This is a genomic window from Streptomyces sp. NPDC033174, assembly GCF_055577795.1.
In genome coordinates this window covers 1,517-25,879 of the sequence record NZ_JBVIPQ010000009.1, presented here as the reverse complement: position 1 = coordinate 25,879, position 24,363 = coordinate 1,517, and the positions used below count along the sequence as shown (strand labels likewise).

The window sequence follows — 24,363 nt, the reverse complement described above, 5'->3', positions numbered from 1 at the left end:
CCCCCCGTCCATCCGCGCCTCCCCTGACCGCGGCAGCCGCTAGACCCTGTGTCCACGCCCGGACAGCCTGTCTGAGGCGCGCTCGGCTTCCGGCCGGCCGGTGGGTATGCGTGAGGGACCTGAGCGGATGGCGTTCAGGCCCCTCTTCGCGGATCCGTGGGGGAACTGGACGTAACCGTGGGCCGTCGACCGCATCATGCTGGAAACCGGCCTGGCCCACCTGTCCGCACCAGGCCTCCTCCGGCGGATCATGGGCCGACCAGGGCCGGACCGAGGCGAGGGCCGGCCAGTGCCCCAATCGTGTTGACCGCCCCCGGCAGGCAGTGCTGGAGTCGGCACGTGGACAGCATCCCCGCCAACCGGCGGCTCTGGAACCAGATCAGCAGCGCCTACCAGCACAAGCACGACCCGCAAATCGGCGCCACACCCCGGCTGTGGGGCATGTACTCCATCCCCGACGCGCACCTGCGCGCCCTGGGCGACGTCACCGGCAAGCGCGTCCTCGAACTCGGCTGCGGCGCCGGCCAGTGGTCCAGGGCGCTCGCCGCCGAGGGCGCCACCGTGGTCGGGCTCGACCTGTCCGAAGCCCAACTCGCCGCAGCGGCCCGCGCGATGGGAGCGGCCCGCTACCCGCTCGTGCAAGGCGCCGCCGAACAACTCCCCTTCGCTGCCGACAGCTTCGACCTGGTGTTCTGCGACTTCGGTGGGCTCAGCTGGGCGCCCCCGCACCTGGCCGTCCCGCAGGCCGCACGCGTCTTGGGCCGAGGTGGGCGCCTGGTGTTCAACGTCGCCAGCCCATGGTTCGAAGCTTGCTACGACGAAGCCGCCAGCCGCGTGACCACGACGCTGCAGCAGGACTACTTCGGGCTGAACACCATCGCCGAAGACGACGGCGCGACCAGCTATCAGCTCACCTACGGCGACTGGGTCAAGGTCCTGCGCGGCGCGGGTCTCATCATCGACGACCTCATCGAGCCGCGGCCCGAACTCGGAACACCCAACGGCTACAACGAAACCGACCCACCCGACTGGGCACACCGCTGGCCGGCGGAACTGCTCTGGGTAACCCACAAACCGTAAGTTCCGCCGCGCCGAGACGTGAAGGCATCCCCTCGCCGGACAGGACCTGGACCGCTGACCGGCCTTCCTGGGGCGACTGCCCCCGACGATGGTCATGCCGCGAGCTCACCGAGCTGGCTGCCGTACGGCGAAGCTCTGGTCAGCCGGTGGTCGCCCATAGAAGGCCGCGCGCGTCCAGCTCACGAAGAACGACGTCAAGAGCACCGGCGTCAAGTTCCAGTCGGACGACTACAAGTTCAAGGCCACCTGCACGTGTGCACCGGGTCTGGTACGCGGTGATTGAGTCCTTCGACACAGAGCTGCCCAGCTGACGTCGAGGCGGCTCAAAGCCCCGGGCATCCTTGCCCGGGGCTTCGCAGTGCTCCGTTTGCCCGGCTGGCTCAACGACTGGCCGAGTACCGGTGGGCTCGCGTCATCAACTGTCGCCAGATGTCGGTCTGCTGAGCGTGGAGTGGCGCTCCGTGATCTCCATCGGGTTTGTCCCGCAGTCCCGCTGCTCCTGTGTCAGCCTGTGGTGCCGCCGTAGTTCCGCAGGACGTTCAGAGCCCTGTCGAAGGCCGAGTCCCTCTTCTTGTCGAACTCCTCTTTGGTGAAGACCGGCTCAGTGAGGTGCGGCGGAATGCCCGTGCCGTCGAAGGTCCTGCCCGAGCGGGTCAGGAACTCCTCGTTCGGCAGCCAGGCCGCCATGCCGTTGGGGAGCTTGCGCAGCATGACGTCCGAGAAGACGCCCTGTGTGGGCTGCCCGATCCGGACCGTCTTGCCGGGCCGGTCCATGAGGGCCTGGGTGAAGGTCTCCCCGGCGCTGACGGTCGAGCCGCCGGTCAGCACGGCGACCGGCCCGGTGTAACGGGGGCCCTGGACGGGCGTGACATACACAGGCTGGGGGCGAGTGTGCCGGGTGGGGTCGGCGGGATCGTTGCGGGCCCGCTTGGAGTAGGCGAGGTAGGGGGTGTCGGTGAGACGCTCGGCGATGTGGACTCCCAGGGCGTCGGAGCCGCCGCCATTGATTCGCAGGTCGATGACCAGGCCCTTCAGGCGCTGGGTGCGCTCCTGGCTGAGGACCGTGTCCAGCGCCCTGTCCAGCTCGGCCAGTTGGGCGGCGTAGGGGGCTCCCTTGCCCGCGTACCCGCCGAACCCGGAGATCCGCAAATACCCCTGCCCGCCGGGGAGGTCGGCGTAGGTGATCCGCCCGTTTGCGAAGTCCTGGACGTTTCGGGCGTCCTTCAGGTCGTGCGCCACGATGAACTTTTTGACCTTGGTGTCCAACTTCTCAGTGGGCGGGACGGTGCCGGGGCGAACCTGTGCGAAGACGCGGTCGCCGTCCTGAACGGCAACGTGGGAGTCGTAGAGCGGCTTGACCATCTCGCTGAAGACGGCGTAGAGCTCGTCCTTGGTCGTCTTCGCATGCACCTTGGGCCGGTATTGGTCGCGTACGGCGTGCCAGTCGATGCCCTTGGCGGAAAAGAAGGGGTAGTTCTCCTCGAAGGACTGCCAGAAGACGTCAAAGGCGGCGAGCGGACCCTTCGGGGCCGGACGCGTGCAGGCCTCGGGGAACTTCGGGATCCGGCGCAGGTTCCGGTCGCCGACGGAGCCGTCCACCCGCATGGACACGCGGTCGCGGCCTTGTTGGGTGCGCACGGTGAGGACAGTGCCGTCGGGCGTGGTGTAGGTGCCGGGGCCGGTCCGCTGCGCGGAGTCGCCCTTGAGGCAGCTGACGGCGGTGGTCTGGTACTCCTGGAAGGTTCCGTTCCGGATGGAAAGCACTGTGCCGTAACCGTCCATGCGCCAGGTTCCGTCGGTGGTCGGCTGGTGGGCGGTGGCGGCCGGCGCGGTTCCGCCGGCGAGGGCCAGTGCGACGGCGGTGGCCGTGACAATGTGCACGATCTTGTCTTCTCTGTAGGCGACTTGCTCGGTACAGCCCCACGGTCGCCGACACGCCGTTCTCCCGGCCATCCGGCTGTCCGGTTGATCGGGGGTGGGGCCAGCCCCCCGCTACCCGGTTGATCGGGGGTGGGGCCAGGCCCCCCGCTACCGGCAGTACCTGGGGGCCGTCGCGTCGAGGGACCGACCAGCGCGGACCATTCCGCGCTACTGGTGGGCTCTCGTATGCACCTGTCACCAGTTCCCCGTGGAAGCCAACCTGCTGGTGCGCTTGTGTGGTTTCCAGCGGCGTATCGGCTCCACGTCCGCCGGTCTCGTTGAGCAGGCGGGTGGTGGTCTTGTCGTGGTAGCCGTCGCCAAAGCGCGTGGAGACACCCGCTGCGCTTCGTACGGCTGCGCCTGGACGTCAGCGTGGCCGACAGTGCCGGGGTTCGGAGAAAGGCGTACCGTCCTCCGGCGGATGACCCTGCTGCAAGCTGTAAGTCCGCAGAACGCTGTTCGGCGTGTGAGCCAGCCCCGCGGTCCTCGCGGCACGGTTCCACTCGCCCCCGAACGTCGGATGGCGGGGCCTGGGCGGGGTACCACCGTCGTCGGGAGATGGCTTCTGGCTGCCAGAGCTCACGCTGTGGGGGACCCGGTCGTGATCCAGACGTCGCCGCCAGGGGAGTAGTGATTCCAGATCGGTACCGTCCAGCGGGGCGGTCACCGCCCGCGCTCACGTCGAGGGCGGCGATATGGGGTTCGGCGAGGAGTGGGCGCAGCCGGCCTGTGGTGTCGCGGGCCGCACGGTCCCGCTGCGTCCCCGGGCAACGCATCTGCTCGGTGGGAACCTGACCACGGCCGACCCCGGGCATCCCTGGACGGGCCTGGGGTTCGCCTCCGCGTGGGGGTCACACGACGTCCTGCATACGACCTTGGTCCGAGCTGGTCGCAGAGATCAGCGCCGACACGTCCGTTGACCTCGGCGGAGTCTTCCGCCACCCGCTGCGGTTCAAGCGGCTCCGCCTGGACCTGAGCGTGGGGGGTGTGCCCCGGTTCAGCGCGTGCCCGGGCGCAGCCGCCGGCTGAATGGGGGGCAGGCAGGGGCAGCGCCGCGAGCGCCCCGCCGCTGCAACGGACACGTGAGGTGCGCAGGTATGCGTAAGCCGGCCGGTTGCAGCGAGTCCGAAATGGCGCGAGTGTGCTCACACACGGCGTCGGCCGAGGGAGCGGGAATGCGCATGCGGCGCAGCAGGTCGCGTGTGGTGCGCAGTGTCAGGGGGCTGCGCCAGGTGATGCCCGGGTGGCGGGATGCCAGGTGCGACAGGGCCCGGGTGCCGAGCCCGCTGGAGAGGAAGTGCCCGTCGATGTCGACGCCGGTGATCACACCCTCACCGCAGAGGGTGCAGATCCGGTAGTCGATCTGGCCGACGACCTTGCGGACGTGGACCAAGAGCAAGCACTCCTGCCCGGGAGCGGGGTAGCCGGGGATGCGGGTGGAGAGAAACTCGATGTCGCGGTACGCGAGGATCCTGCGGCGCAGTCGCCTGCCGAGCCCTTCGCGACGCCCGTGCCTCGCTCCGTGCAGGGGCGTCTGGGGGTCGGGGGCGGAACGGAAGAGGCGGTTCGGGGGACGTGCGTGGTCTCCGGACATGGACCTCGTATGCCCAGGTGCTCGCCTCCAACGCTCCCGCGCTCGCCCCAGTCCCGTCAGCGCGATCCAGAGCAATTCACGGGAATGCGCTGTGCTGGTCGGTGCGCTGTCTGGTGCCATGGTGGGAGGAGCCGCTGTGATCGGGCGCCATCTGTCGATCTCGACGTAACGACTATTACGCCGAGCCGGAGATGGCCACGGCTGACGCCGTTTCCCTGGGCCTGGCGCTGGCCGGGAACCCGGCCGAACTCGGTGTGCTCCGGCGTCAACTTCCGCACCGCGAATCCGGACGCCCTCGCGGCCTTCCTCGCTGACGGCACCGACGAGGAGTTCTGACCTTCTGAACACCTTCCAGCCCGACGAAAACCTGGACGTCGACAGCTCCGCAGACCGTCACAGGCCGAGACCTGGGGCCATATCCCGAAGACCGACGTCCGCTTGGCCGACGACACGACCCTGCCGCTCGCCCTACAAGACCGGCTGATCCGCGAGGGCAACGCCCTGAGGCCGGACGACCCGTATGTCGTCCGCACCCTTGAGGGCAGCCACCTGAAGTGGCTGGTCGCCCCGGCACCGGCGGCCCGAGCCCTGGGTGAACTCGCAGCACCAGGGCGTGTTTTGGAAGTCCCGCCTGCCCCACCCTTCGGGCGGACGACGCTACTTCTAGCACCAGCCCTAGCAGGACTTCGGCGGGGCCAGGGCGCTCGCTCGCGCGTGCGAAGCTAAGGCTACGCTCGTCGGCATGCTGAACCGTGTTCCGTTCAATGAGGCGCTGCTTTCCACCGTGGGCACCCCCAAGCAGGCCAAACTCCTGGACAGCAGTCCGCGGTCACTGGTGTGGCGGGTGCGGCTGGCCGACCGGCGGCTGGTGATCGTCAAGCAGATCACCGACGGTGGGGACACGGGCGCTGACGCGAACACGCGCTTCGCGCGGGAGGTGGCCGGGCTGCGCCTGGCGGGGCGGGCCTCCGGGCCCGCCGTGGCCCCTACGGTGCTCGCCACGGACCTGCCCTCGCGGGTGATGGTCCTTGAGTACTTGGACGACCTCGGCAAGACGGACGACTGGATGCCGGGGTACGCCGAGTCGCTCGCCCGGCTGCACGCACTGACCGGGCCCGCCGACGCCGGCGCACTACCGGTCTGGTCGGGTCCCACGGCGACCGACGCGGAGTCCTTCCTCACCCTGGCCAGGGCGCTGGACGTGCCCATACCGTCCACGGTTCCCGATGAACTCGCCGGTCTCCTGGAGCGGTTGGACCCCACCCCGCACCATGCGCTGCTGCACGGTGACCCCTGCCCCGGTAATGATCTGCGCACAGCCGACGGCGTCCGCTTCGTCGACTTCGAGCGGGCCTCGCTCGGCAACGGCCTGATCGAACTCGCTTACTTCCGAATCGGCTTCCCCACCTGCTGGTGTGCCATGTCGGTCACCGCGGCCCCGCTCACGGAGGTCGAGGACGTCTACCGAACCACCTGGCGCGGCCTCACTGGGAAGGACGTGCCGGGTGACCTCGCCGACGCGTGTGCAGGCTGGCTGATCCAGGGCGACGCGCTCGTCGAGAGGGCCCACCGCGGGACGGTCGACCAGCTCGCCCGGGTGCCCGCCGAGGACTTCGAGTGGGGCTACGTCTCCGCCCGTGAGCGGCTTGTCCACCGCTTGGGCGTGGTCGCCGACATGACCCGCGACCACGATCACCTGCACGCCGTCGGCCGCCTCAGCTCCGCCCTGGCCGGCCGCCTGCTCGAACGCTGGTCGAAACTGCGTCCGCTGCCCACGCATGACGCCCGCCCTTGGTACTAGGCCGTGTGTCGAAAGTGGATCTTGGGCTGTGAATGATCACAGGTCATGGGTCGGGGAGATCTCACGGACGAGCAGTGGGCAGTGCTGGAGCCGTTGTTACCGAAGGGGAAGAAGTCGGGGCGGCCGCCCGTCTGGCCTCGGCGGCGGTTGATTGACGGCATACGGTTCCGGGTCCGGACCGGTGTGCCGTGGCGGGACGTCCCGGTCGAGTACGGGCCGTGGAACCTGGTCTATGACCTGTTTCCGCCGGTGGCAGCGGAACGGCACCTGGCACCGGATCCTCAGCCGACTCCAGGCCCTGGCAGAGGCGAAGGGGGCGATCACGTGGGACCTGATCTCGACTCCACGGTCTGCCGCGCCCACCAGCATGCGGCCGGGGCCCGCAAGGAGGGCGCCCTGCAGAAGGAACCGACGGGCGGCATCTTTGCAGTAGATCCCAACGCCGCGCGGCAGCGCACCTCACGTCCCCGACGGCCGCGGCTGCTCCGGAGGAACCGAGCTCTCGGCAACCGCCATCCACTGGTCCAGGTCGGCCTGGGTGAACTCCGCCCACGGTGGGACTTCGGGGAGTTGGCGCAGAAGGTCGTAGGCCTCGGGGATCTGGGCGCCTCGGAGGACCGGGCAGTGGCAGCCGGCGATGACCTCGGCGTTCAGGTGTTGGAAGTCGGTGACGACCGTCCCGAACTTTCGGGGGTCCAGCAGGGCGACCCAGGGGGAGACCAGGCTGCCGCCGAAGAACTGGCCGTCGCGGAATTCGTCTGGCGACAGCGCTGCCATCTCGGGCATGGGGGTCGGCACGTTCGTGGCGAAGGTGTCGACGGCCCACAGGACGTTGGTCTTCGGGTCGAAGAGGGCTCGGGTTGTGGGGTTGTCGTACAGGGGTGGTCGTTTGGCGACCAGGGTGCGGTCGCCCGCGTCGATCGTGTCGCCGTCGGTCATGAAGCGGCACCGGTTGATGGGGGTCTCCCACTCCTCGGCCATGCGGCCGATGGAGAACCATGTCGTCAGCAGGGTCGCGTTCGGGCATTCGGCGAGGACCGCCAGGAGGTTGCCGGCGTGGTCGCGGTCGTCGTGGGTGAGGAAGATCCACCGTACGTCCAGGGGGTCCACGACGGACCATGCTGCCTCCAGCCACTGGGAGCGGACTGCGGGCGCCCCGGTGTCCACGAGGATCGGTTCGGCTCCCCGGATCACCATCGAGTTCATCGGGAAGTGGCCGACCGGCGGGGCCTCGAGGGCCCACGGGATGACGAACGTCTCCTCGGCGATCTCGTACGGCTGCAGAAGGTTGAACGTATCCATGGCCGTCATCGCTGCTCTCCCTAGGACGGACTCGCCGCAGCGTCCATGAATCCAGTGCAGCCCCGTGCCGGGCTGTCGTCAAACGCAGAACTCGTGACGTTCGGCTTCGGTGAGCGACAAGGGGTGCGCGGTCGGCGCCGACAGCCCCGTGCCGGGTTTGAACACCAGGATCAGGCGCAAATTCCGTGAGAACGATCAATGGGGTTTCGTCTCGGCGCCCATCCTGACGTTGATGCCGGTAGCTGGCGTCTGGACCGGAGCCAGGATCCTGATCGAGGTCCGGCGACGGCAGTACCTTCTCGACCGCCGGCCACCTCGCCGCCTATGCGGGTCTCGCCCCGGCGATCCGGAGCTCGGGCTCCTCCGTCCGCGGCGAACAGCCGTCGCGGCGGAGAAACAAGCAGCTCAAACGAGCCTTCTTCCTCTCCGCGTTCGCCGCTTTGAGCGACCCGGCATCGTGGACGTACTACGACAAGAAGATCGCGCAGGGCAAGCAACACTCCAGGCCCTGCTGTGTCTCGCCAGACGCCGGGCTTTTTTCGCGATGCTTCGAACGGAACCTTTCTACGAACCGAAGCCGTCGGCCTCAGTCACCTGACCTGAGGCTCTGCGAGGAGAATGACTCGATCGGCCTCGACATTGACGCCGGGCCCTGCGGTCAGTCGAGGAATACCGCACCGTCGCCCCAGAGGAATGGGACGAGTTTCTCAGAAATTTCGAGCGCCGCAAGCTCGCCCTGGGCGACCGCGCATACGAAGCGACTGTGCTCATGAACACGCCTGTCCGTTGTCCCGTCCTCATCGTTCACGCGATGGAAGGTCCGCGGCTCGTTGAGGTCCACGACAACCTGCTCGCGCGCATCTTGGAAACCGAAAGGGGAAGGTTGGCTCGGCGGGCTCGAAGGCTTGCAGAGCGGCCTGGCCCACGCCGAGGAGAAGCTCGCCCAACTCGACGCGCAGATCTCTCGGCAGCAGGAGTCTGTCGACCTGGGAAATCCCACCTTCCGGGAGAACGTTGCTCGCACCACTGCGGTGGCCGCACCGCCGGAGCCTTCGTGACCCGGACGGTTGTCACCTCCGGCGATGCTCAGTGGACGCCGGCACCGATCGAAACCGATCGGCCAGGATGCGGCGCTCAGGAGTTGTCCGGCCGATCATGAAACTTTGACATTCAAGTGCTGAGGGGGAACTCTCAACCGTCAGGGCGTGCCGGATCAGGCAGGTTGGTACCGGCTCGGCCTTGGGTGTGTTGGAAACGCGTGACGCCCCGGTCAGCAGGTGACCGGGGCGTCAGGGTTTTGAGGCCTCAGCGGCGGTGGTGAGCGTCGCTGGCCGTGGGCGGCGCGGTGTGCATGGCCACGACGTTGAAGGAAGCGCGGTCCTGCCCTGCGTGCATACGGGCCTGCTCCTCGATGCGGAGTCCCTCGGCCGTCTCCGTCTGCTTCCCGTTGCGGCGCAGGAGCGTGACGATCAGCAGCAGAGCCAGGCCGCCCAGAACACCGAAAAGCACTACGAATGCCCGGAGAAACCGACAGCCAGGCCGCCCGGCCTGCGCAAAGGCTCACTCGGCGGGCGTCCACCCGGCTTCGACAAGGCCCGCTACAAGAAACGCAACACCGTCGAACGAGCGATCAACCGCCTGAAACAGCACCGGTCCGTCGCCACACGCTATGACAAGCGCGGCGCGTCTACCTCGGCACCGCGACCGCGGCAGCTCTCACCATCTGGCTACGAACTTGATCGCCCGGACAGGTCCTGGACGAGCTCCATCCACGCGGATGATCTACGCCACCCCCGACCCAGGCCACGGGCCACGCTCTACGGGCGGCGGGCCAGCAAGTGGGTGTCGAGGAAGCCTCGCTCGGACGCTGGGTCGTGGAGCAACCGAGCCACCGTGACGAGACCGGCCCCGGCCAGCAACTCGGCAAACTGCTCCGCCGGCCAGCTGTAGGCGGGCGCCACCTTGTGGTCGAAGCGTACCGGCTCCGGCCCCTCGGTCCCGAAGAAGGACACCAGGAGCAGGCCCCCTGGTGCCAGGACACGCACCTGCTCAGCGAGCAGCGCGGGCAATTCTCCAGGTGGGGTATGGATCACCGAGTAGTGGGCGAGCATTCCGCCCAGCGCGCCGTCCTCGATCGGCAGGTCCTCCATTCGCGCTTCGTCGAACCGCAGCGCCGGATGGGCCCGCCGAGCGTGGTCGACCATGGCCGGGGAAAGGTCGAGCCCGAAGGCGTCCAGCCCCAAGTCGTGCAGCATGGCCGTCAGGTGACCGGGGCCGCACCCGACGTCGGCTGTCCGCAGGTTCCCCGTGCCACGCACGAGCTCGGCGAAGGTGCCGATCATGTTCCGCGCGAACGGCTGCGTCTCCAACCGATTAGCGAACATCGACGCATACAGGTCGACGACCCCGTTGTAGGCCGCCCTGGTCTCGTCCTGGTGTTCCAACACGGAAAGGAAACTAACAGCCGCGCCGTTCGCAGCCGTTCTCCGGCCCCATTCCCTGGTTTATCTCGGGGGCGAAGGGATCCTGTGCAGCGCAGGCGCATACTCGGTGGGGCAGGCAAGTTGGCAGGAGGTTTGTGTGAAACGTCTCCTGGGGGAGGTCGAGAACGCCGGCAGTTCCCCGTGTCCCTGACGGAGCGCTGCCCCTTGCCGACATTTCCGTCTGTCAGTTGAAGATGTCCAGGAGGTCCAGCCAGGAGCCTGCGTCGCCGGCGGAGCGGGGCCGCATCGGGAGCGGATCCGGGTAGGTCTCCGCTGCGGCCCTCGCGCGGACGATGTCGGGCCCGCCACACGCCGCGACCGCGAAGGCGCCGAAAACCTTGGCGAACGCGGCCGGGTCGCGGAACTCCACGCCGAACGCTCGGCCGTCCCGCAGCGGCACCCACACCACCCGGTCGAACCGTCTCCATTCCATCACCGGTTGGTCGTCCGCGGTTGACCGCCCCTCCAGCCACAGCCGCGCCACGTGCAACAGGTTCACCTTCTCCATCGGCAGCCGTTTGCGCCGCACCCGCAGTTCACGCGTCGTGAGCTCGACGCGCTGGTCCTTCTTCGGGTACCAGACGACGCCGATCCCGAACGGCACCCACAGCAGGATCCCGATCATCGGCCAGACCAGAGCGTCGCCCCACGACCGGAGCAGCCCGCCGTCCAACAGGTACAGGGCCCCGAAGAGCAGAACCCACTTCGCCGTCATCCGCCAGAACCCGCTGCCCTGCCGGTACAGGACCCGTCGCTTCCCCGTCATCACCATGCCCGCACGCTATCCGCCGCCCCGCAGCTCACCGTAGGCGCCCTTCGCCATCGCGGGGAGCGTCACCGACGCCACCCGTCGATACGCCTCGCCCTGGTCCGCCGGGCATCGTGGCAGCCGAGCCGGAGGAGTGAGCTCAGGAGCGGGACAGTCCCCTTCACACCAGCACCCCGACTCACGCTCGCGTCAACGCCGCGTCCACGGCAGACACGACTTCCGCAAGAGCAGGTAGGTGGAGAACGTCAGGGGCCCGGATTCAAACCATCCGGCAACGCCGCAGGTCAAACGCTTTCACGTTCACATGCGCTGCGACAGGACACCTGCCGTCGCCGAGCCCCGTCGTGGCGGGTCGGCGCTACCGGCGGTGGATGACGGCGCTCTGCGCCGCCTCGAAGGCGACCGGCAGCAGCTCCGCCAGGTGGCGGTGGAGCGCCGCGAGCAGGGGTTCGGCGCTGACCGACTCCTCCTCGACGTTTGACGCCACCTGCTCCATCGCACCGACCGCGCGGCCAAAGCCGAGCAGGTGAGCCTCTGGGTCCCGGCAGACCAGTCGGCTCCAGATCTCGAGCGCCGTCATCGCGGGTTCCAGTGCGGTCTCCCAGAGGCCGTATCCGGTAAGCCGGGTCACCGTGTGGGTGAGGAGGGAGGCGACGGCGGGCTCGTACTCCGGCGCCGCCGCGTCGAGCTGGTGCCAGACATCCAGTGCACGTCGCAGAGCGGCCAGGAACTCCGAAGCGGATCCGGCCTCGACCTGCCAGAGGACGAGCTGAAGCGTGTGGAAGACGATGCCGGTGTCCGTCTCGCTGTTGCCAAGCCCGATCCGTCGCCTGTGCTCCCCGAGGGCGATCGCCTGATGCATCGTGTGGCACGCCTCGGCCGAACGCCCCACGGTGTGCAGGAGATTGCCGAGGTTCGTGAGCGCAGAGATCAGCATCGGCTCGTAGCGATGCGGGTCGCGACGGGCGAGTCGGCGGTGGTTGTCCACCGAGCCCGTCATGACTAGCAGGGCTTCGTCGTAACGGCCCGACTGGACCAAAAGCGTTCCGAGGTTGGAGCACCGGAGGGCTAGCACGAATTCGTACGTGGGATCGGTCCTGGCCAGCTGTCGGCTGAGTTCCACGGCCCGGCGCAGTGCGCGCGTGGCCTCGTCGTGGTAGCCCAGGTTTCGGAGGAAGTCGGTGAGGTGCTGCAGCTCGAGGGCGAGCGTCTCCCGAAAATCTGGGTCTGTCCTCGCTAGCCGCTCCATCAGGTCCACGCCGTGTTCGAGGGAGCGCAGCGCCTCCTCGTCGCGCCCGACGGCGCGCAAGTGGAAGCTCAGCCCGCTTAGTGCGAGGGCGTACTGGAAGTCATGGGTGCCGTGGGTTCTGTGCAGGTCCTGCCAGATTTGCACTCGCTCCTGCGCTGTGTGCAGGGCCTCCTCATGGCGACCTGCGCGGCTTAGTGCGGAACCCAGGCCGTTCAGCGCGACCGCGAGGGCGGGCTGCGCGGACGTCGGACCGTCCTTGGCCTGGCGGCGGGCGGCAGCCACGTGGTCTTCGGCGAGCCGCAGGTCGAGGCTGTCCAGGCCATTGGTCCCGTAGGGCACGGCGATCTGGAGTTGTTGGAGCACCTCGATGTCGGGGGCGGTGGCTTCCCATGCGTTCAGCAGCGCCTGCTGGATGCCGGCCGTCTGGGCTTTGCGGCCCGCTTGGTGGTGCGCGACGGCGGCCCGCACGAGCACGGTCACCAGCTGCACCTGCTGGTCGGTGGAGGAGCACGCCAGCAGGGCGGCCAGCGGGAGTGGCGGATCGAGGTCGAGGAGGGCACGGGAGGCGTGGTACTCGCCGATGCGGTCGGGCTGGAGCGGGCCCCAGAACTGGTCGGGACCGGGCGGGTAGAGGGTGCGGAGCCATGCCGCCACCCCCGCCGCCCGAGCGGGCGGGATGTCGGGGAGCGCGCCGACGGCCGTGAGAGCCTGGGCCTGGTCCGCCGCCCCGCACAGCACGGCGACGGCGACGGCCTGCTGCAGGGTCGTCGGATCGAGCGGCCCGAGCTGTTCGGCGGACCGCACCCAGTACCGCTGCTCATGCCGGAGGAGGGTCGCCTCGGCGGGTCCCTCAGGCACGGCCTCGACCGGCGCTGAGCCGTGCTGCAGGAGGGTGGCGAGGGCGGTCACCTGCACGGTGAGCACGGACTCGTACAAGGGCTCGTCCAGATCCTGCGGGGCACGCAGGGCGCTGGCGAGTGCCGGCCACCCGGCGGGCGGCCGGCCGGGCAGGCCCGGAAGTTCCTCCAGCAGATGGGCGAGGTCGCCGAGGGCGTCGGTGAACAGCGCGGTACGGGTCTCGGGCGGACCATCCTCGGGTGCCAATGGTGCAAGTTCGGTTGCCGGCGCCCTGGCCAGGATCTCGTCCGCGTGGGAGGCGGTGAGGCCGTCGGTCTGCCAGGTGCCGCCGGTGCGGGCGAGGAGCAGGAGCCGGGTGCGGTGCCGACAGCTCCGAAGCTGGCCGATGACGCGGCGCACCAGGCGTGGCCGGGCATCCGCGTAGTCGACGACCAAGAGGAAGGGGAGCGCGGTCTCCAGGGACCTGAGCTCGGGTAGGGCGAGGTCGCTGTCACGCAGTTCCGCCCGGAGGTGCCCGGTGACCCACCCCTCCTCGCGCAGGATGTCGCACAGCCGGCGGGCGAGGCGGGACTTGCCCTGCCCACCGGGCCCGGTGACCACTCGTACCGAGAAGCCCTCGGCATCGCGTTGGCACCAGTCCCGCAGCGCCTGCAGCTCGTCCTCCCGTCCGCGGAACGTCACGGCCTCGGCGTCGGCGCGCAGCAGCATGGCCGGCGACCGCAGGTCCCGCTCGCGGGACGCCGGTTCGAGCAGGTCCACTGGTTCGGCGGCTTCCAGCAGGAGTTGCCACCCACCGTGGTCGGCGACCAGCGCCGAAAAGCGTTCGTCCGCCAGGAGTGCCGACGTCGGGGTAGCTGTCAGCCGGGTGCCGCCCACGGCCCTTCGGTCCTCGCGGACCACCCCGCACAGCAGGCCGCTCTGGCGGCTCTCGGCAAGCAGGGCGGCGCCGGACATCCCGGACCAGCCGGAGCCGTTCCCCTCCCGCACCGGGATGGTCGCGTCCTTGCTGAAGACCTCGTAGCGTCCGGCGAGCGAGCCGGTCCCCGGCATGATCTCCCCGCTGATCTGGCCGTCGAAGCGGTCGAGGGTGCGTGGGTCCTTCTCCATGCGGGGGAACCCGGCGATGGTGACCGCGTGGGGCCGGGTGCCGATGATTCGGCCCCACCGCTGTGGAGGCCGGGTGCGCACGTCAATCAGCGACTCGGGCGGCTCCCAGCACAGGCCGTCGCCGCCCGGTACGGGCCCTTCATCGACCTCGACCAGCGCCGCGTCGATTTGATCGCCGATGCGCCACCACCGGACAGCTGCCGGAAACTGGTCCTTCCCCGCGTCGGGCCGGCAAACAGTCACCCGCGTCGGGTCCGGCCCCATGGCCGGCTCGATGACATGGCCTGCCGTCAGCACCAGCCGGGGAGCGACCAGATAGCCGGATCCGAACGTCGTGCCGTTCGGCCGATGGACCCTGATCTGCACCCGCCGGTCAAATTCCACCCGTCCCCCTACCGCTGTCCCCGACCGCTGTTCCGCGTCGCCCTCCCGTGCCGGCTACTCCTCGTCGAAGACGTTGACCGGCCGGAGATCCCCACCGTGCGGCTCCAGCCGCACAGTGACCTTGTGGGTGGCCCTGCTTGCCCTCTCCGCCTTGCCGCCCACGCTGACGACCGCGAACCGCAGCCCCGCGTCCACGTTCCGGCTGCCAGTCAACTCGAGTCCGAGCTCCAGCGTGATCTCCCCAAGGGAGAAGAGGACACCCTTGTCCCCCTCGGCCGAGACCCGCCGCTGCGCCTCGGCGACCTGGTCCCGCAAGAGCGTGACCGCGTCGGCCAGATCCAGCCAGTCTTCCCCGCCACCGTTGCCCACTGATCCCCCAAGATCGCGTTTTCTTCGGCGTGTTCGGGACGACGATCGCACAATCGCAGGACGTAGGAGACCGTTCCCGGGGAAGCCACTCCCGCCACCCACCTGTCACCTTCCGCAGCGTGCTGCACGTCATCGAGGTGGCCCGGCGGTGAGGGCGTCCGGCCGGCCCCCCCGGCCGGACGGTTGACGAATGGACGCTCGTCGCCCGCCACTCCGCCTGGTCCGACCGCTGACCGCGCACTGGGGGTAGGCCCCCCGCCACCCCACACCGCGCCCCAGGCGGCCCGCGCGTGTTGGCGCCGTGTTCCGGCTGCCGGACCGGCGCACCGCGGCGGCCCACCGGTTCGGCGGCCCCACCGGTCCATCACCGTGTCGGCCCGTACACAGCCCGCAGTAGCAGGCGATCAAGGCGCGGCTCGCTGCGTTGATGTACGTCTTGATGTACGTCTTGACGGCGTCGCTGATGAAGTCGAGGCTGCTGTCTGTGCTGCGGGCTTGGGTCTGTAGGTGGTGGCGGCCGGGTCCACCGAGTCAGGAAGCTTGTCGGCTCCCCTTGGCGGACGAGGTGCGGGCGAACCAGGTCCGCGTCTCGTCTGCGGTCAGGACGCGGGTCAGCTCGGCCGTACCCGGGAGATGGGGAAGGAATCGGTCGGCGTTCCAGCTGCGCTGGTACAGCGGCTCGTCCAGCACGAGCAGGCGGTGTCCCTCCACCACCGGGATGTCGTCGGGCAGTCCCTCGTTCCAGATCCGCTCGCCGTCGGCGGCGAGGAGTTCGAAGGCTCCGGTCGCGACGGCCCCGGTCCGTTCTCGGGCGGGCTCGGGGTCCGAGGCCAGGCGGACGCTCTCAGCCGAAGGGGCGGTGCCGGGCACGTGGCCGCCACCGACGAGGACGTGGGCGAGCAGCGTGTGCAACTGGAAGTTGTCCCCGATGCCGCCGATGCGCAGCTCGAACCCGGTCCCGGTGGGCCGGTGCAGCACCACCAGGGGCTCGTTGTCCAGAACCGCCAGCGCGTAGGCCAGGCACTTGAGGTCATGCCGCTCCAGGGCTGCCAGGTCGCGGCAGGCGGGGAGGAGCATGGATGCGTGCCGACGGCGCACCTCTGCGCTGCGGCACAGGACGGCCAGCGCGGGCGGCTGCCACTCCTGGACCGAGCACCAGGCCAGCGCCAACCGCGTGGCCTCGGACACGTCGCCGCCCAAGCGGGCCAGCAGCGCATCATCGATGATCTTCTCGTCCGGCTCCGGCAGCTCATCCTCGGCTCCGCCGGCAGCGGTCCAGCGGCGGGCGAACTCCAGGGCGTCGAGCAGGTCTCGGTGGACACCGTCGAGGACTGGGCCCGCGCAGGCCGCCGGATCAGCGCCGCTCTCGACGCAGTACCCGGCCGCCGACGCCAGAAGCGGGCGCGGGCCGGTGGGCGGGAAGGCGGGGAGCAGGGCGGCCAACCGGGGCCCCGCCAGGACGCGCTCGGTGTCCGTCGCCTGCTGAAGACCCTTCAGCACGGCGGTGAAGGCACGTTCGGTGCCGACACTGTCGCGAGCGTCAACGGCCTGCTCAAGCTCGGACACGGCGACGCCGAGGTCCGCGGCCTTCTGCTTTCTCCTGAAGATCACCGGCACACCTTAGGCCCGAGGGCTGACAAGCGTCACTGTTCGAACCTTCCGGACCGCTCTGCGCTGTCGAAACCCGGGTTCTGGCTCAGATGGTGTGAACCGTGCACTGTGAGTGACTGCTGAGGTCCCCGGACGCGCTTGGAAAGTTGCCTGTGAACGTGCCGCGGTAGGAGCGACGGGCGCTGACAGTTCGGGGCGGTGAAAAGAGGTCTTGCTCCGGTTGGAGGAGTTGCTGTTCCCGGGCAATCCCGGACGTCGCGGTGCTGTGCACGGTGCCGTGCTGTACGAAGCCAGCACGGCACCGTGCGTCGGCGACTGGGCAGACATGGATCACGGCCGACGCCCGTCTGTGGATACTGGTCAGGGGGGCGGGGCCCGGTCCCACCGATCGCCGGCCCTTCGACCCGAGGGCTCGATGTCCTAGTCGTTCGAGGGCGATGTCCACGGGACGGGGGTGCATGGATGCGGCGTTGATTGGTGCGATCTGCGGTCTTTTGGGTGCGGCCGGGGGCGGTGGGGTGGGCTACTTCGGCCCCCTTCAGGTGGAGCGTCGACGACAGCTACGCGCAGGCCATCAGGACGGAAGACCGGTGTACGCCGGACCTCGACCGGTAGATCCGAGCCCGTGTCGCTGCTGACGCGTGGCTGGACCAGCTTCGAAGCGCCGAGGATGCGGTAGAGCAAGAGTGCCTTGACCTCGCACGGTTCGAAGAGGAGGCCGAGGAGCATGCAAAGGAGTCTCGCCTACGACTCGCTGAGCTTGCTCACCTTGGTCTTACCCTACGGGGACAGGCAGCCTACGACGTCGACCAGGACAGTCCCGTAGTGACGCCCTAGTGACGCCCTTTGCGGGTCGCGTACGCATCGACGCCTACCACCCGCGGGGGCCGGACCTTCGGGGTCTGGCTGGATCGGCTCCTCGCAGGCGCGGGTGGTCGAGCGCGGCGACGCCGGGCGATCGCCTGGACGCCGCGCCGCTGCGGGTGAGCGGTCGGGACGCCCCCCGAACACCCGGACGTCCTCCCGGAAAAACGTGCGAGGTGGGGCAACCCTGCCCCCGCCTCACGAGTCACACAGGCGTCTGATGTTTCATCTGATCCGCCTTGGTCCGGAAAGGGGCCCCTTTCTCTGTGATGACTCGTACCCGGCTGAGCACGCTGGCCGTGACGGCCGCCCTCGCCACCGCCGGCGGCCTGATCACCGCCGCCCCGGCCTCCGCGGCCGTGACCTGCACCTCTCCGGTCTGGACGGCGCAGTACTTCGCCAACACCTCGTTCAGCGGCACCCCGAAGCTGACAGCCTGCGACTCGGCCATCGCCGAGAACATGGGCTCCGGCGACCCGGCCGGCGTCACGCTGCCGAACGACAACTTCTCGATCCGCTGGTCCCTCACCCGGGACTTCGGCTCCGGCGGCCCGTTCCGGCTCTCCGCGGCCACCCAGGACGGCATGCGTGTCTACGTCGACGGCGTGCGCAGGATCGACCTGTGGAAGAACGTCTCCACGACCGCCCGCAAGACCCTCGACCTGAGCATCCCGGCCGGCAAGCACACGATCCGCGTCGACTACGTCGCCTGGACCGGCTACGCCTACGCCGGGTTCACGTACGCCCCGCGCACCGAGGCGAGCGTCGACACGGTCAAGCCGCTGTACCCCACCGGCCTCACCGCCGCGTACAACCGCGACACCGCCAAGACCACCCTCCGCTGGACGGCCAACAAGGAGATGGACCTCGCCGGGTACCGCGTGTACCGCCGGCTGAGCACCACCCAGTGGGCGAACGTCAGCGGCAGCTCGCTGCTCACCTCCCCGTCCTTCGTCGACGCGGCGCCCGCAACCGGCCAGGCCTTCCTGTACGAAGTCCGCGCCGTTGACAAGGCCGGCCGCGAGTCCACCGGCAGCCTCGACGTCACCGCCACGACCGTCGACCGCACGGGCCCGGCGGCGCCGACGGGGATCACGGTCCAGGGCGACTCGTACATCAACACCCTGCGCTGGCAGGACGTCGCCGACGCCGACCGTTACGAGGTCCACGCGGCCGATGCGGCCACTGGGCCGTTCACGCTGCTCGGCAGCACCAGCGGGGCGATGTACGAGGACCGGACCGCGCCGGTGAACAAGAACCGGTACTACCGGATCCGCGCCTTCGACGACGCGGGCAATGCGGGCGCGTTCTCCGCCACGGCGGTGGGCGACGGCGTTGACCGGACGCCGCCGGAGGCCCCGACCCACATCACGGCGAGTGCCGACAGGGGCGCGAACCGGATCTACTGGAACATGCCGGGCGAGTTCTTCGAGGACCTCGACAACGGCGGGCGCTTCCGCGTCTACCGCTCGCCGGGCACCACGTTCGATCCGGCCCAGAAGACCCTCGTGACGTGCACGGAGTACAACGTCCAGGGCTCCGACCCGATCGAGGGCCAGTGCGCGGACACCGACATGACCCTGGGCGCGTACTACACCTACGTGGTCACCGCGGTCGACATGAACCGCAACGAGTCCGATTTCTCCGGCCCGGTCACCCTCCGCACCGCCGACCGCGTCGCGCCCGCCCCGGTCACCGGCCTGAAGGCCACCCCGCGCAAGGACGGCGTACTGGTGAGCTGGGCCGCATCGACCGAGGACGACGTCGAAAGGTATTACGTCTGGACCGGCGTCCGGCAGGACGACGACACGATCAAGTGGATCGGCAACGGCAGCTGCCGGGACGGCCAGAGCGACCCGCTCGCCATGCTCTGCGGCGACCTGCCGGACGGCGAGACGTACGAGTACGCGGTAGTCGCCAAGGACCGCTGGGGCAACGTGCTGCAGCCGTCCGCCTCGGGGGTCGACCTGGTGTCCGCCGTCGAACTCGACGTCCGGCCGTCCGTGCCGGTCCTGCCGGACTGGCCGCTCGGCTCCGTGGCTCACGACACGGTGATCGGTTCCCCTGGGCCCTCGGTCAACTGGAAGTGCGACAACACCACGCTGTGCGGCACGGTCTCGGGCTACCGGATCAGCCGGTGGAACCCGGCGACCGAGGCGTACGAGCCCATGCCCGGCGGGCTGCTGTCCGCGGAGACGCGCAGTTACGCGGACTCCACCGCGACCAGGGGCGACACGTACTTCTACACGCTGGAGGCCGTGCGGGCCGACGGCAGCGTGGCGGGCGTCTACCCGTGGTACACCGTCGTCCAGGACCGTATCTGAGGGACTGGGACAGGCCCTCAGCGGGACGCGGGCACCCCCGGTTCCGACGCGTGACCCAAGCGGCCGCCTCCTCCATGGAGGTGGCCGCGCGGGGTGGACTGGGGGACCGACCACGACTACGGGGATCCCCGCCTCGGGCCGCTCGGAACTTCGGGGCGGTCGCGGCAGCCTCGCTGTCCTTGGTGACGAGGATTTCGATCCGTTGCCGGGCCAGTAGCGCGCGCTCGCCGTCGAGGTGGAAGAGCGCCGGTCGAGGAGGACTTCGGTCCGGGCCGGCATCAGCGGCTCCTGGGGCGTCCACGGACCGTACGAGGAACCACTGCGGGCGGTCCGCGAAGACGCGAGGCCCGGACGCGCCGGTGGTCAGGAACACCCGCTCGCCGAGGCCGTCCAGCGGCCGCGGCCTTTGGCGACGCAATCACCACCCTGTTTCACCGCTCGCAAGGGCAGGGATGGGGCACGGGCCGGCTTGCACGGTTCGAGCAGCAGCATCCCGGTAACCGTCCTGGGCCGGGGCCGTCTCTCAGTGTGGTCCCAGGCCGCCGTCGGAGGCCGACACGACTCCGGACTCGTACGCCGCGATCACCAGTTGGGCGCGGTCGCGGGCGTCCAGTTTGGCCAGGAGGCGGCCGATGTGGGTTTTGACCGTTCCCATGCTCAGGTGCAGACGTGCCGTGATCTCGTTGTTCGACAGGCCCCGCGCGATCAGCTCCAATACTTCACGCTCCCGCTCCGTCACCCCTGTCAGCGGGGCCGGACCCCGGCTGGGGGAGGGGGCGGGGCGGCGGGTGAAGTCCTCGATCAGGCGGCGGGTCACCGCCGGCGCCAGCCGGGAGTCGCCCGTGGCGACGACCCGGATCGCGGCCAGCACTTCCGCCGGCGGGGCGTCCTTGAGGAGGAAGCCCGCCGCACCGGCCCGTAGGGCTGCGTAGACGTACTCGTCGAGGTCGAACGTGGTCAGGATCAGCACCCGTACGCCGGCGGTCTCCGGGGAGCCGCAGATCTGTCGGGCTGCCTCGATGCCGTCCATGACGGGCATTCTGACGTCCATCAGGACCACGTCCGGTCGGTGCATGTGGGCCAGTTCCACGGCTTCGGCCCCGTCGCCCGCCTCCCGGACGGCGGTGAGACCGGGCTCGTTCTCGACGAGGATCCGGAACGAGCCCCGGAGCAACACCTGGTCGTCGACGATCGCAGGCAACCGTTCGCCCTACGATCTTGCCCATGCCGAACACATCTTCCATACCCGTCCTGCACGGACGCGGCGCCACCGTTCTGAGCTCGGAGCAGGATGAGCTGGTCCTGGAACGCCCCGGTGAGAAAGTGACGATCCCCACCAGGGCGATCGCCCGGGTCCACGCCGAGGCCCGGAGCGTCACCGTCGAGCTCAGGGCCCTGGCCGGGACGACACCGTCCCTCCACCGGATCGAGGATGTGAGCGCGGCCGCGGCCGTCGCCTTCGCCGACGCCGTAAACGCACTGCTGCCGCAACCGGTCGAGGACGTCGACGGCGACGCCCTCGTCAACCAGCGCAGCTTCACCAAGACCTGGCTCGAGACGTACCGGCGCAGACTCAGACGGGTCGTGCTCGGCTATCTGGGCGGGGTCCTCGCCCTGGCAGTGACCACCGCCATCGCGGGGGACGAACGCACCGCCATGGCCGGCGCGGTCTTCATCGTGACGTTCGGCGTCATGGCTGCCTGGCCCTTGTGGCTCGGCGCGATGTGTCTAGGGTCGTGGTTCCACGAGACTCGCCTGCGCAGGCACGGTGTGACCGTTGCCGCGGTGCAGGCGGATGCCCCAAGGACGTACCAGTACACGGACAGCAGCGGCACCACGCGTGTCGTCTCCTACCCGAGCATTTCCCCGTCCGTCCAGGTCGCTTACGACCCGCGGGAGCTATCGGACGTGGTCGTACTTCAAGATCCGTCCCCGCGGCTCTTTGAAATTGCACTGGGGCCCTGCTTCATCCTCCTCGGGCTCGGTGGGACCGCGGGCGTGATCTGGCTGGCCGTCATGACGATCCTCGGCAAACAGCTGCCCTAGTCGGCCCGACACGCCCAACGGCTCTCGGAACTCGCCAACGATTCAGGCATCCGCAACAGACCGGTGCTCTGCGAACCCGGAGACAAACGCTCTCCGTTCGGGCTGGGTTCGGTCGTCTGCTGGGGATTCAGGCTCTGCCGTGTGGTCGAGTTGTTGCTGATCGCGGCGGCCGCGGAACTGATGCCCGGGGGATCCGGGGAGGTCTTCCCCGAGCACCGGGGCGTTTTCCGTTACCCGCTGCGCTTCGAGCGCTTGCGCTTGTACGTGAGTGTGGAGGACGTTCCGCGGTTCGGGGCGGGGCGGGGCCGGCCGCGGCTGCTGGCTAAGGGCTGTCCCGTAACTGATCTTTGGCACGAGAGTGGTCGGCTGAGATCGGATCTGGGTCTCACCCTTTGGAAGAGGCGCCGACCTCGGTTCACCCCTGTGAACGCACGACACAGCAGCGGATGGCAGGGGCCGTCCTCCCGGCAACGTGTGGATCCACCCGCCCGGGGAGATGAGCAGGGCCCCTGTTATCGTGCGCCGATGTCAACGATCAAGCCGTTCCAAGTGACCTTCGACTGCGCGGAACCTGCGCGCCTCGCCGCCTTCTGGTGCGAGGTGCTGGGGTACGTCGTACCGACAGTCCCGGAGGGCTTTGCCACGTGGGAGGAGTACCACCACTCGCTGCCGCCTGAGGACGAGGTCTACTTCGCGTGCGCTGATCCCTCGGGTGGGGGCCCGCGCGTACTCTTCCAGCGAGTTCCCGAAGGCAAGGTCGTCAAGAACCGGGTGCATCTTGATGTGCGGGTCGGCACAGGGCTCGTGGGTGACGAGCGCCTGGCCACACTCGAGGCCGAATGCGCACGGCTGATGGCGCTCGGCGCGAAACACGTGTTGACGCAGCGCGCCGATGGCGTCAACGAGTCGTGCATCACGATGCAGGACATCGAGGGCAACGAGTTCTGCCTCGCCTGATTCTCCTCCGAGACTGCGAGGGGGGAGCCGTCTCCCGGGACCTCTCAGGTCTCGTATGCGGCAGAAGCTATCCCGTGAGAGCGAGGTTGTGCAGTCGGGCGATGCCGAGCATGGCGTGTCGGACCCCGTCGCCCTTGAGACGGCAGTCGCGGAGGATCTTCCAGGTCTTCATGCGGGCGAAGACGTGCTCGACGCGGGCCCGGACCTGTTTGTGCGAGCGATTGTGCTCGCGCTTCCAGCCCGGCAACCCTTCGCCCGGGATGCGGCGGTGGGGCATGAGGAGGCCGGTGCCCGGATAGCCGCCGTCGGCCATCGTGAGGGTCCTGCCCACGGCGGCCTTCGCGCCAGACTCCTCCCATGCCCGGCAGTCGTTGCGATTGCCGGGCAAAGGCTCACCGACCACAACGACCAGGCGGGTATCCGCGTCAATGACGACCTGGTGGTTGGTGGAGTACCGGTAGTTCTTTGACTGTTCAGCGATGCTGTGGTCCCGGGTAGGCACCAGGGTGCCGTCGACTACGAGCACGGTGTCCTTGGCGAACCGGCGCCGAGGCTGGAATGCGATGAGCGGGCCGAGCTGGTCGATGATGCGGTCGGCCGCCGACTTCGAGATGCCAAACAATGGGGCGAGTTGGCGCATCGTCAGGTTCGTGCGCCAGTAAGCGACTACCAACAGCACCCGGTCCTCCAGCGGCAGACCCCACGGCCGCCCCGGGCCCGGGGAGCTGACGCCCTCGTGGCGAAGCGCGGTCACCAACTTGCCGAAGACGCGCGGGCTCAGCCCGGTAAACGGGGCTATCCATGACGGTTCCGACGCCGTGATCACACCTGACACGATCAAGATCATTGCAGGGCGAGATCACTTACGGGACGACCCTTAAGCACCCCGCCGGAGCACCGCGGGACACCCGGTGGCGCCCTGGAAGGAAAACTCCCGAGCGTCCAAACGGTGGTGAGGTTCCTCGGGCATGATCGTTTTTGAGCGCATGAAGCCCGTGCCGCGCATCCTTACTGTCGCCCTGTCGCCCTGTCGCCCTGTTGGCCGCTGTCCCGCTTCCTGTTGCCGTTCCCGCCTTCGCCGACGGCCCCAATGGCCTTGGCGACATCACCGCCGACAAGGTGCCCGAAGCTGCGCTAGCCGGCCGCTGGGCAGGACAAGCCCAATGTTCCGTTCGGGGTGGCCAAATTCGCCCAGGATCGTGCAGGGGAGGCCTTCGCCAAGCCGCAGGGCAAGAAGGAAGGGGCATCAACTCATAGCGCGGCTGTCGGCCCGGGGTAACGACGGGAACATCACAGCGACCACGGGGAAAGGGGTCCAGGAGATCCCGGTGCAATGTCGAGGTGCCTATGGGCCCCAGAAGCTGCGGGGCCGGTGGAGGTCGCATCACCATCCGGCTGCCTAGAGCCGGGCGGGCTGGCTGAACGTGAGGTTGCCGGTGTCGCAGGAACCTCGGTGGAGGGGCGAAGCAGCTGGCGCTGTATGAGCCGCAGGCTCGGCGGTCCCGTCATGTTCCCGGGGGGGGGGGGGGGGGGGGGCCCCAGTGGCCTGTGGGTCCCCAACAGTTTCGGCCAGGTTGCGGTGGAGGGGCCCCGGTTTCCTCTCCCGTTCCTCAGGGGTGGCAACACCTTGATGGAAAGCGGGGTC

The 24,363-nt window shown here is 69.1% G+C and carries 17 protein-coding genes and 6 pseudogenes; 9 read left to right on the top strand and 14 right to left on the bottom strand.

The genetic code is table 11. From position 1 onward, the window contains the following. The first annotated feature begins 339 nt into the window (after positions 1-339). Entirely contained in the window at positions 340-1,080 is a 741-nt protein-coding gene (locus ACZ5VC_RS26255) for a class I SAM-dependent methyltransferase (RefSeq protein ID WP_469122463.1), read from the top strand. A gap of 504 nt (positions 1,081-1,584) precedes the next feature. On the opposite strand, the gene ACZ5VC_RS26250 is transcribed toward ACZ5VC_RS26255, so the two are convergent. From ACZ5VC_RS26250 to ACZ5VC_RS26240, 3 genes and pseudogenes are all read right to left on the bottom strand, one after another. Next, positions 1,585-2,961 carry a S41 family peptidase gene (locus ACZ5VC_RS26250; protein WP_469122462.1) on the bottom strand — a complete coding sequence of 459 codons (1,377 nt, stop codon included), beginning with the start codon at positions 2,959-2,961 and terminating at the stop codon, positions 1,585-1,587. Positions 2,962-3,594: 633 nt separating this feature from the next. Continuing rightward, positions 3,595-3,722: pseudogene (locus ACZ5VC_RS26245) on the bottom strand (pyridoxamine 5'-phosphate oxidase family protein); the annotation flags it as partial. Between the two features lie 275 nt (positions 3,723-3,997). Next, on the bottom strand, positions 3,998-4,594 hold the full coding sequence (locus ACZ5VC_RS26240; RefSeq protein WP_469122461.1) for a hypothetical protein: 597 nt from the start codon (positions 4,592-4,594) through the stop codon (positions 3,998-4,000). Between the two features lie 167 nt (positions 4,595-4,761). Between ACZ5VC_RS26240 and ACZ5VC_RS26235 the strand changes: the two are divergent. The 3 genes and pseudogenes from ACZ5VC_RS26235 to ACZ5VC_RS26225 all read left to right on the top strand — a co-directional run. After that, positions 4,762-5,200, top strand: a pseudogene (locus ACZ5VC_RS26235) (alpha/beta hydrolase); the annotation flags it as partial. A gap of 136 nt (positions 5,201-5,336) precedes the next feature. Next, on the top strand, positions 5,337-6,395 hold the full coding sequence (locus ACZ5VC_RS26230) for a phosphotransferase family protein (protein WP_469122460.1): 1,059 nt from the start codon (positions 5,337-5,339) through the stop codon (positions 6,393-6,395). A gap of 45 nt (positions 6,396-6,440) precedes the next feature. Then, positions 6,441-6,816 (top strand): annotated as a pseudogene (locus ACZ5VC_RS26225) (IS5 family transposase); the annotation flags it as partial. 38 nt (positions 6,817-6,854) lie between these two features. Here ACZ5VC_RS26225 and ACZ5VC_RS26220 read toward each other — a convergent pair. Next, positions 6,855-7,706 carry an MBL fold metallo-hydrolase gene (locus tag ACZ5VC_RS26220; RefSeq protein WP_469122459.1) on the bottom strand — a complete coding sequence of 284 codons (852 nt, stop codon included), beginning with the start codon at positions 7,704-7,706 and terminating at the stop codon, positions 6,855-6,857. A gap of 208 nt (positions 7,707-7,914) precedes the next feature. On the opposite strand from ACZ5VC_RS26220, the pseudogene ACZ5VC_RS26215 reads away from it, so the two are divergent. Continuing rightward, positions 7,915-8,295 (top strand): annotated as a pseudogene (locus ACZ5VC_RS26215) (transposase); the annotation flags it as partial. Positions 8,296-8,355: 60 nt separating this feature from the next. Here ACZ5VC_RS26215 and ACZ5VC_RS26210 read toward each other — a convergent pair. Both ACZ5VC_RS26210 and ACZ5VC_RS26205 read right to left on the bottom strand, forming a co-directional pair. Further along, the gene (locus ACZ5VC_RS26210) at positions 8,356-8,538 is read right to left on the bottom strand and encodes a hypothetical protein (protein WP_469122458.1); all 183 of its coding nucleotides are present in this window, start codon (positions 8,536-8,538) and stop codon (positions 8,356-8,358) included. Between the two features lie 464 nt (positions 8,539-9,002). Continuing rightward, on the bottom strand, positions 9,003-9,206 hold the full coding sequence (locus ACZ5VC_RS26205; RefSeq protein WP_469122457.1) for a hypothetical protein: 204 nt from the start codon (positions 9,204-9,206) through the stop codon (positions 9,003-9,005). Between the two features lie 6 nt (positions 9,207-9,212). Between ACZ5VC_RS26205 and ACZ5VC_RS26200 the strand changes: the two are divergent. Then, a pseudogene (locus ACZ5VC_RS26200) lies at positions 9,213-9,380 on the top strand (IS5-like element ISDge16 family transposase); the annotation flags it as partial. A 134-nt stretch (positions 9,381-9,514) separates the two neighbouring features. On the opposite strand, the gene ACZ5VC_RS26195 reads toward ACZ5VC_RS26200, so the two are convergent. The 5 genes from ACZ5VC_RS26195 to ACZ5VC_RS26175 all read right to left on the bottom strand — a co-directional run bounded on the left by ACZ5VC_RS26195 (position 9,515) and on the right by ACZ5VC_RS26175 (position 16,527). Continuing rightward, positions 9,515-10,144, bottom strand: coding sequence for a class I SAM-dependent methyltransferase (locus ACZ5VC_RS26195; RefSeq protein WP_469122456.1), 630 nt, complete (start codon positions 10,142-10,144; stop codon positions 9,515-9,517). Positions 10,145-10,364: 220 nt separating this feature from the next. Continuing rightward, on the bottom strand, positions 10,365-10,952 hold the full coding sequence (locus ACZ5VC_RS26190; RefSeq protein WP_469122455.1) for a hypothetical protein: 588 nt from the start codon (positions 10,950-10,952) through the stop codon (positions 10,365-10,367). Positions 10,953-11,307: 355 nt separating this feature from the next. Then, entirely contained in the window at positions 11,308-14,547 is a 3,240-nt protein-coding gene (locus ACZ5VC_RS26185) for a hypothetical protein (RefSeq protein ID WP_469122454.1), read from the bottom strand. Between the two features lie 54 nt (positions 14,548-14,601). Then, positions 14,602-14,916 (bottom strand): trypco2 family protein, encoded by a 315-nt coding sequence (locus tag ACZ5VC_RS26180; protein ID WP_469122453.1) that lies wholly within the window; start codon positions 14,914-14,916, stop codon positions 14,602-14,604. A gap of 531 nt (positions 14,917-15,447) precedes the next feature. Next, a complete protein-coding gene (locus ACZ5VC_RS26175) occupies positions 15,448-16,527 on the bottom strand; it encodes a hypothetical protein (RefSeq protein ID WP_469122452.1) in 1,080 nt (359 codons plus the stop codon). Positions 16,528-17,660: 1,133 nt separating this feature from the next. Here ACZ5VC_RS26175 and ACZ5VC_RS26170 point away from each other — a divergent pair. Next, positions 17,661-19,715: a fibronectin type III domain-containing protein gene (locus ACZ5VC_RS26170; protein ID WP_469122451.1), complete on the top strand. Its 2,055-nt coding sequence runs from the start codon at positions 17,661-17,663 to the stop codon at positions 19,713-19,715. Between the two features lie 190 nt (positions 19,716-19,905). Here ACZ5VC_RS26170 and ACZ5VC_RS26165 read toward each other — a convergent pair. Continuing rightward, positions 19,906-20,088 (bottom strand): annotated as a pseudogene (locus ACZ5VC_RS26165) (cobalt-precorrin-6A reductase); the annotation flags it as partial. A 150-nt stretch (positions 20,089-20,238) separates the two neighbouring features. Next, positions 20,239-20,916, bottom strand: coding sequence for a response regulator (locus tag ACZ5VC_RS26160; RefSeq protein WP_469122450.1), 678 nt, complete (start codon positions 20,914-20,916; stop codon positions 20,239-20,241). Positions 20,917-20,939: 23 nt separating this feature from the next. Here ACZ5VC_RS26160 and ACZ5VC_RS26155 point away from each other — a divergent pair, with 23 nt between their 5' ends. Further along, the gene (locus ACZ5VC_RS26155) at positions 20,940-21,761 is read left to right on the top strand and encodes a hypothetical protein (protein ID WP_469122449.1); all 822 of its coding nucleotides are present in this window, start codon (positions 20,940-20,942) and stop codon (positions 21,759-21,761) included. A 525-nt stretch (positions 21,762-22,286) separates the two neighbouring features. Beyond that, the gene (locus ACZ5VC_RS26150; protein WP_469122448.1) at positions 22,287-22,718 is read left to right on the top strand and encodes a VOC family protein; all 432 of its coding nucleotides are present in this window, start codon (positions 22,287-22,289) and stop codon (positions 22,716-22,718) included. Between the two features lie 67 nt (positions 22,719-22,785). Here the strand turns inward: ACZ5VC_RS26150 and ACZ5VC_RS26145 are convergent, their stop codons facing one another. Beyond that, a complete protein-coding gene (locus tag ACZ5VC_RS26145; protein WP_469122716.1) occupies positions 22,786-23,553 on the bottom strand; it encodes a transposase in 768 nt (255 codons plus the stop codon). Positions 23,554-24,363 lie beyond the last annotated feature (810 nt).

Bases quoted from the DNA above. Each gene is read 5' to 3' on its own strand.
- ACZ5VC_RS26240 (WP_469122461.1), bottom strand. From the start codon at position 4,594: ATGTCCGGAGACCACGCACGTCCCCCGAACCGCCTCTTCCGTTCCGCC.
- ACZ5VC_RS26230 (WP_469122460.1), top strand. From the start codon at position 5,337: ATGCTGAACCGTGTTCCGTTCAATGAGGCGCTGCTTTCCACCGTGGGC.
- ACZ5VC_RS26220 (WP_469122459.1), bottom strand. From the start codon at position 7,706: ATGACGGCCATGGATACGTTCAACCTTCTGCAGCCGTACGAGATCGCC.
- ACZ5VC_RS26190 (WP_469122455.1), bottom strand. From the start codon at position 10,952: ATGGTGATGACGGGGAAGCGACGGGTCCTGTACCGGCAGGGCAGCGGG.
- ACZ5VC_RS26170 (WP_469122451.1), top strand. From the start codon at position 17,661: ATGACTCGTACCCGGCTGAGCACGCTGGCCGTGACGGCCGCCCTCGCC.
- ACZ5VC_RS26155 (WP_469122449.1), top strand. From the start codon at position 20,940: ATGCCGAACACATCTTCCATACCCGTCCTGCACGGACGCGGCGCCACC.
- ACZ5VC_RS26150 (WP_469122448.1), top strand. From the start codon at position 22,287: ATGTCAACGATCAAGCCGTTCCAAGTGACCTTCGACTGCGCGGAACCT.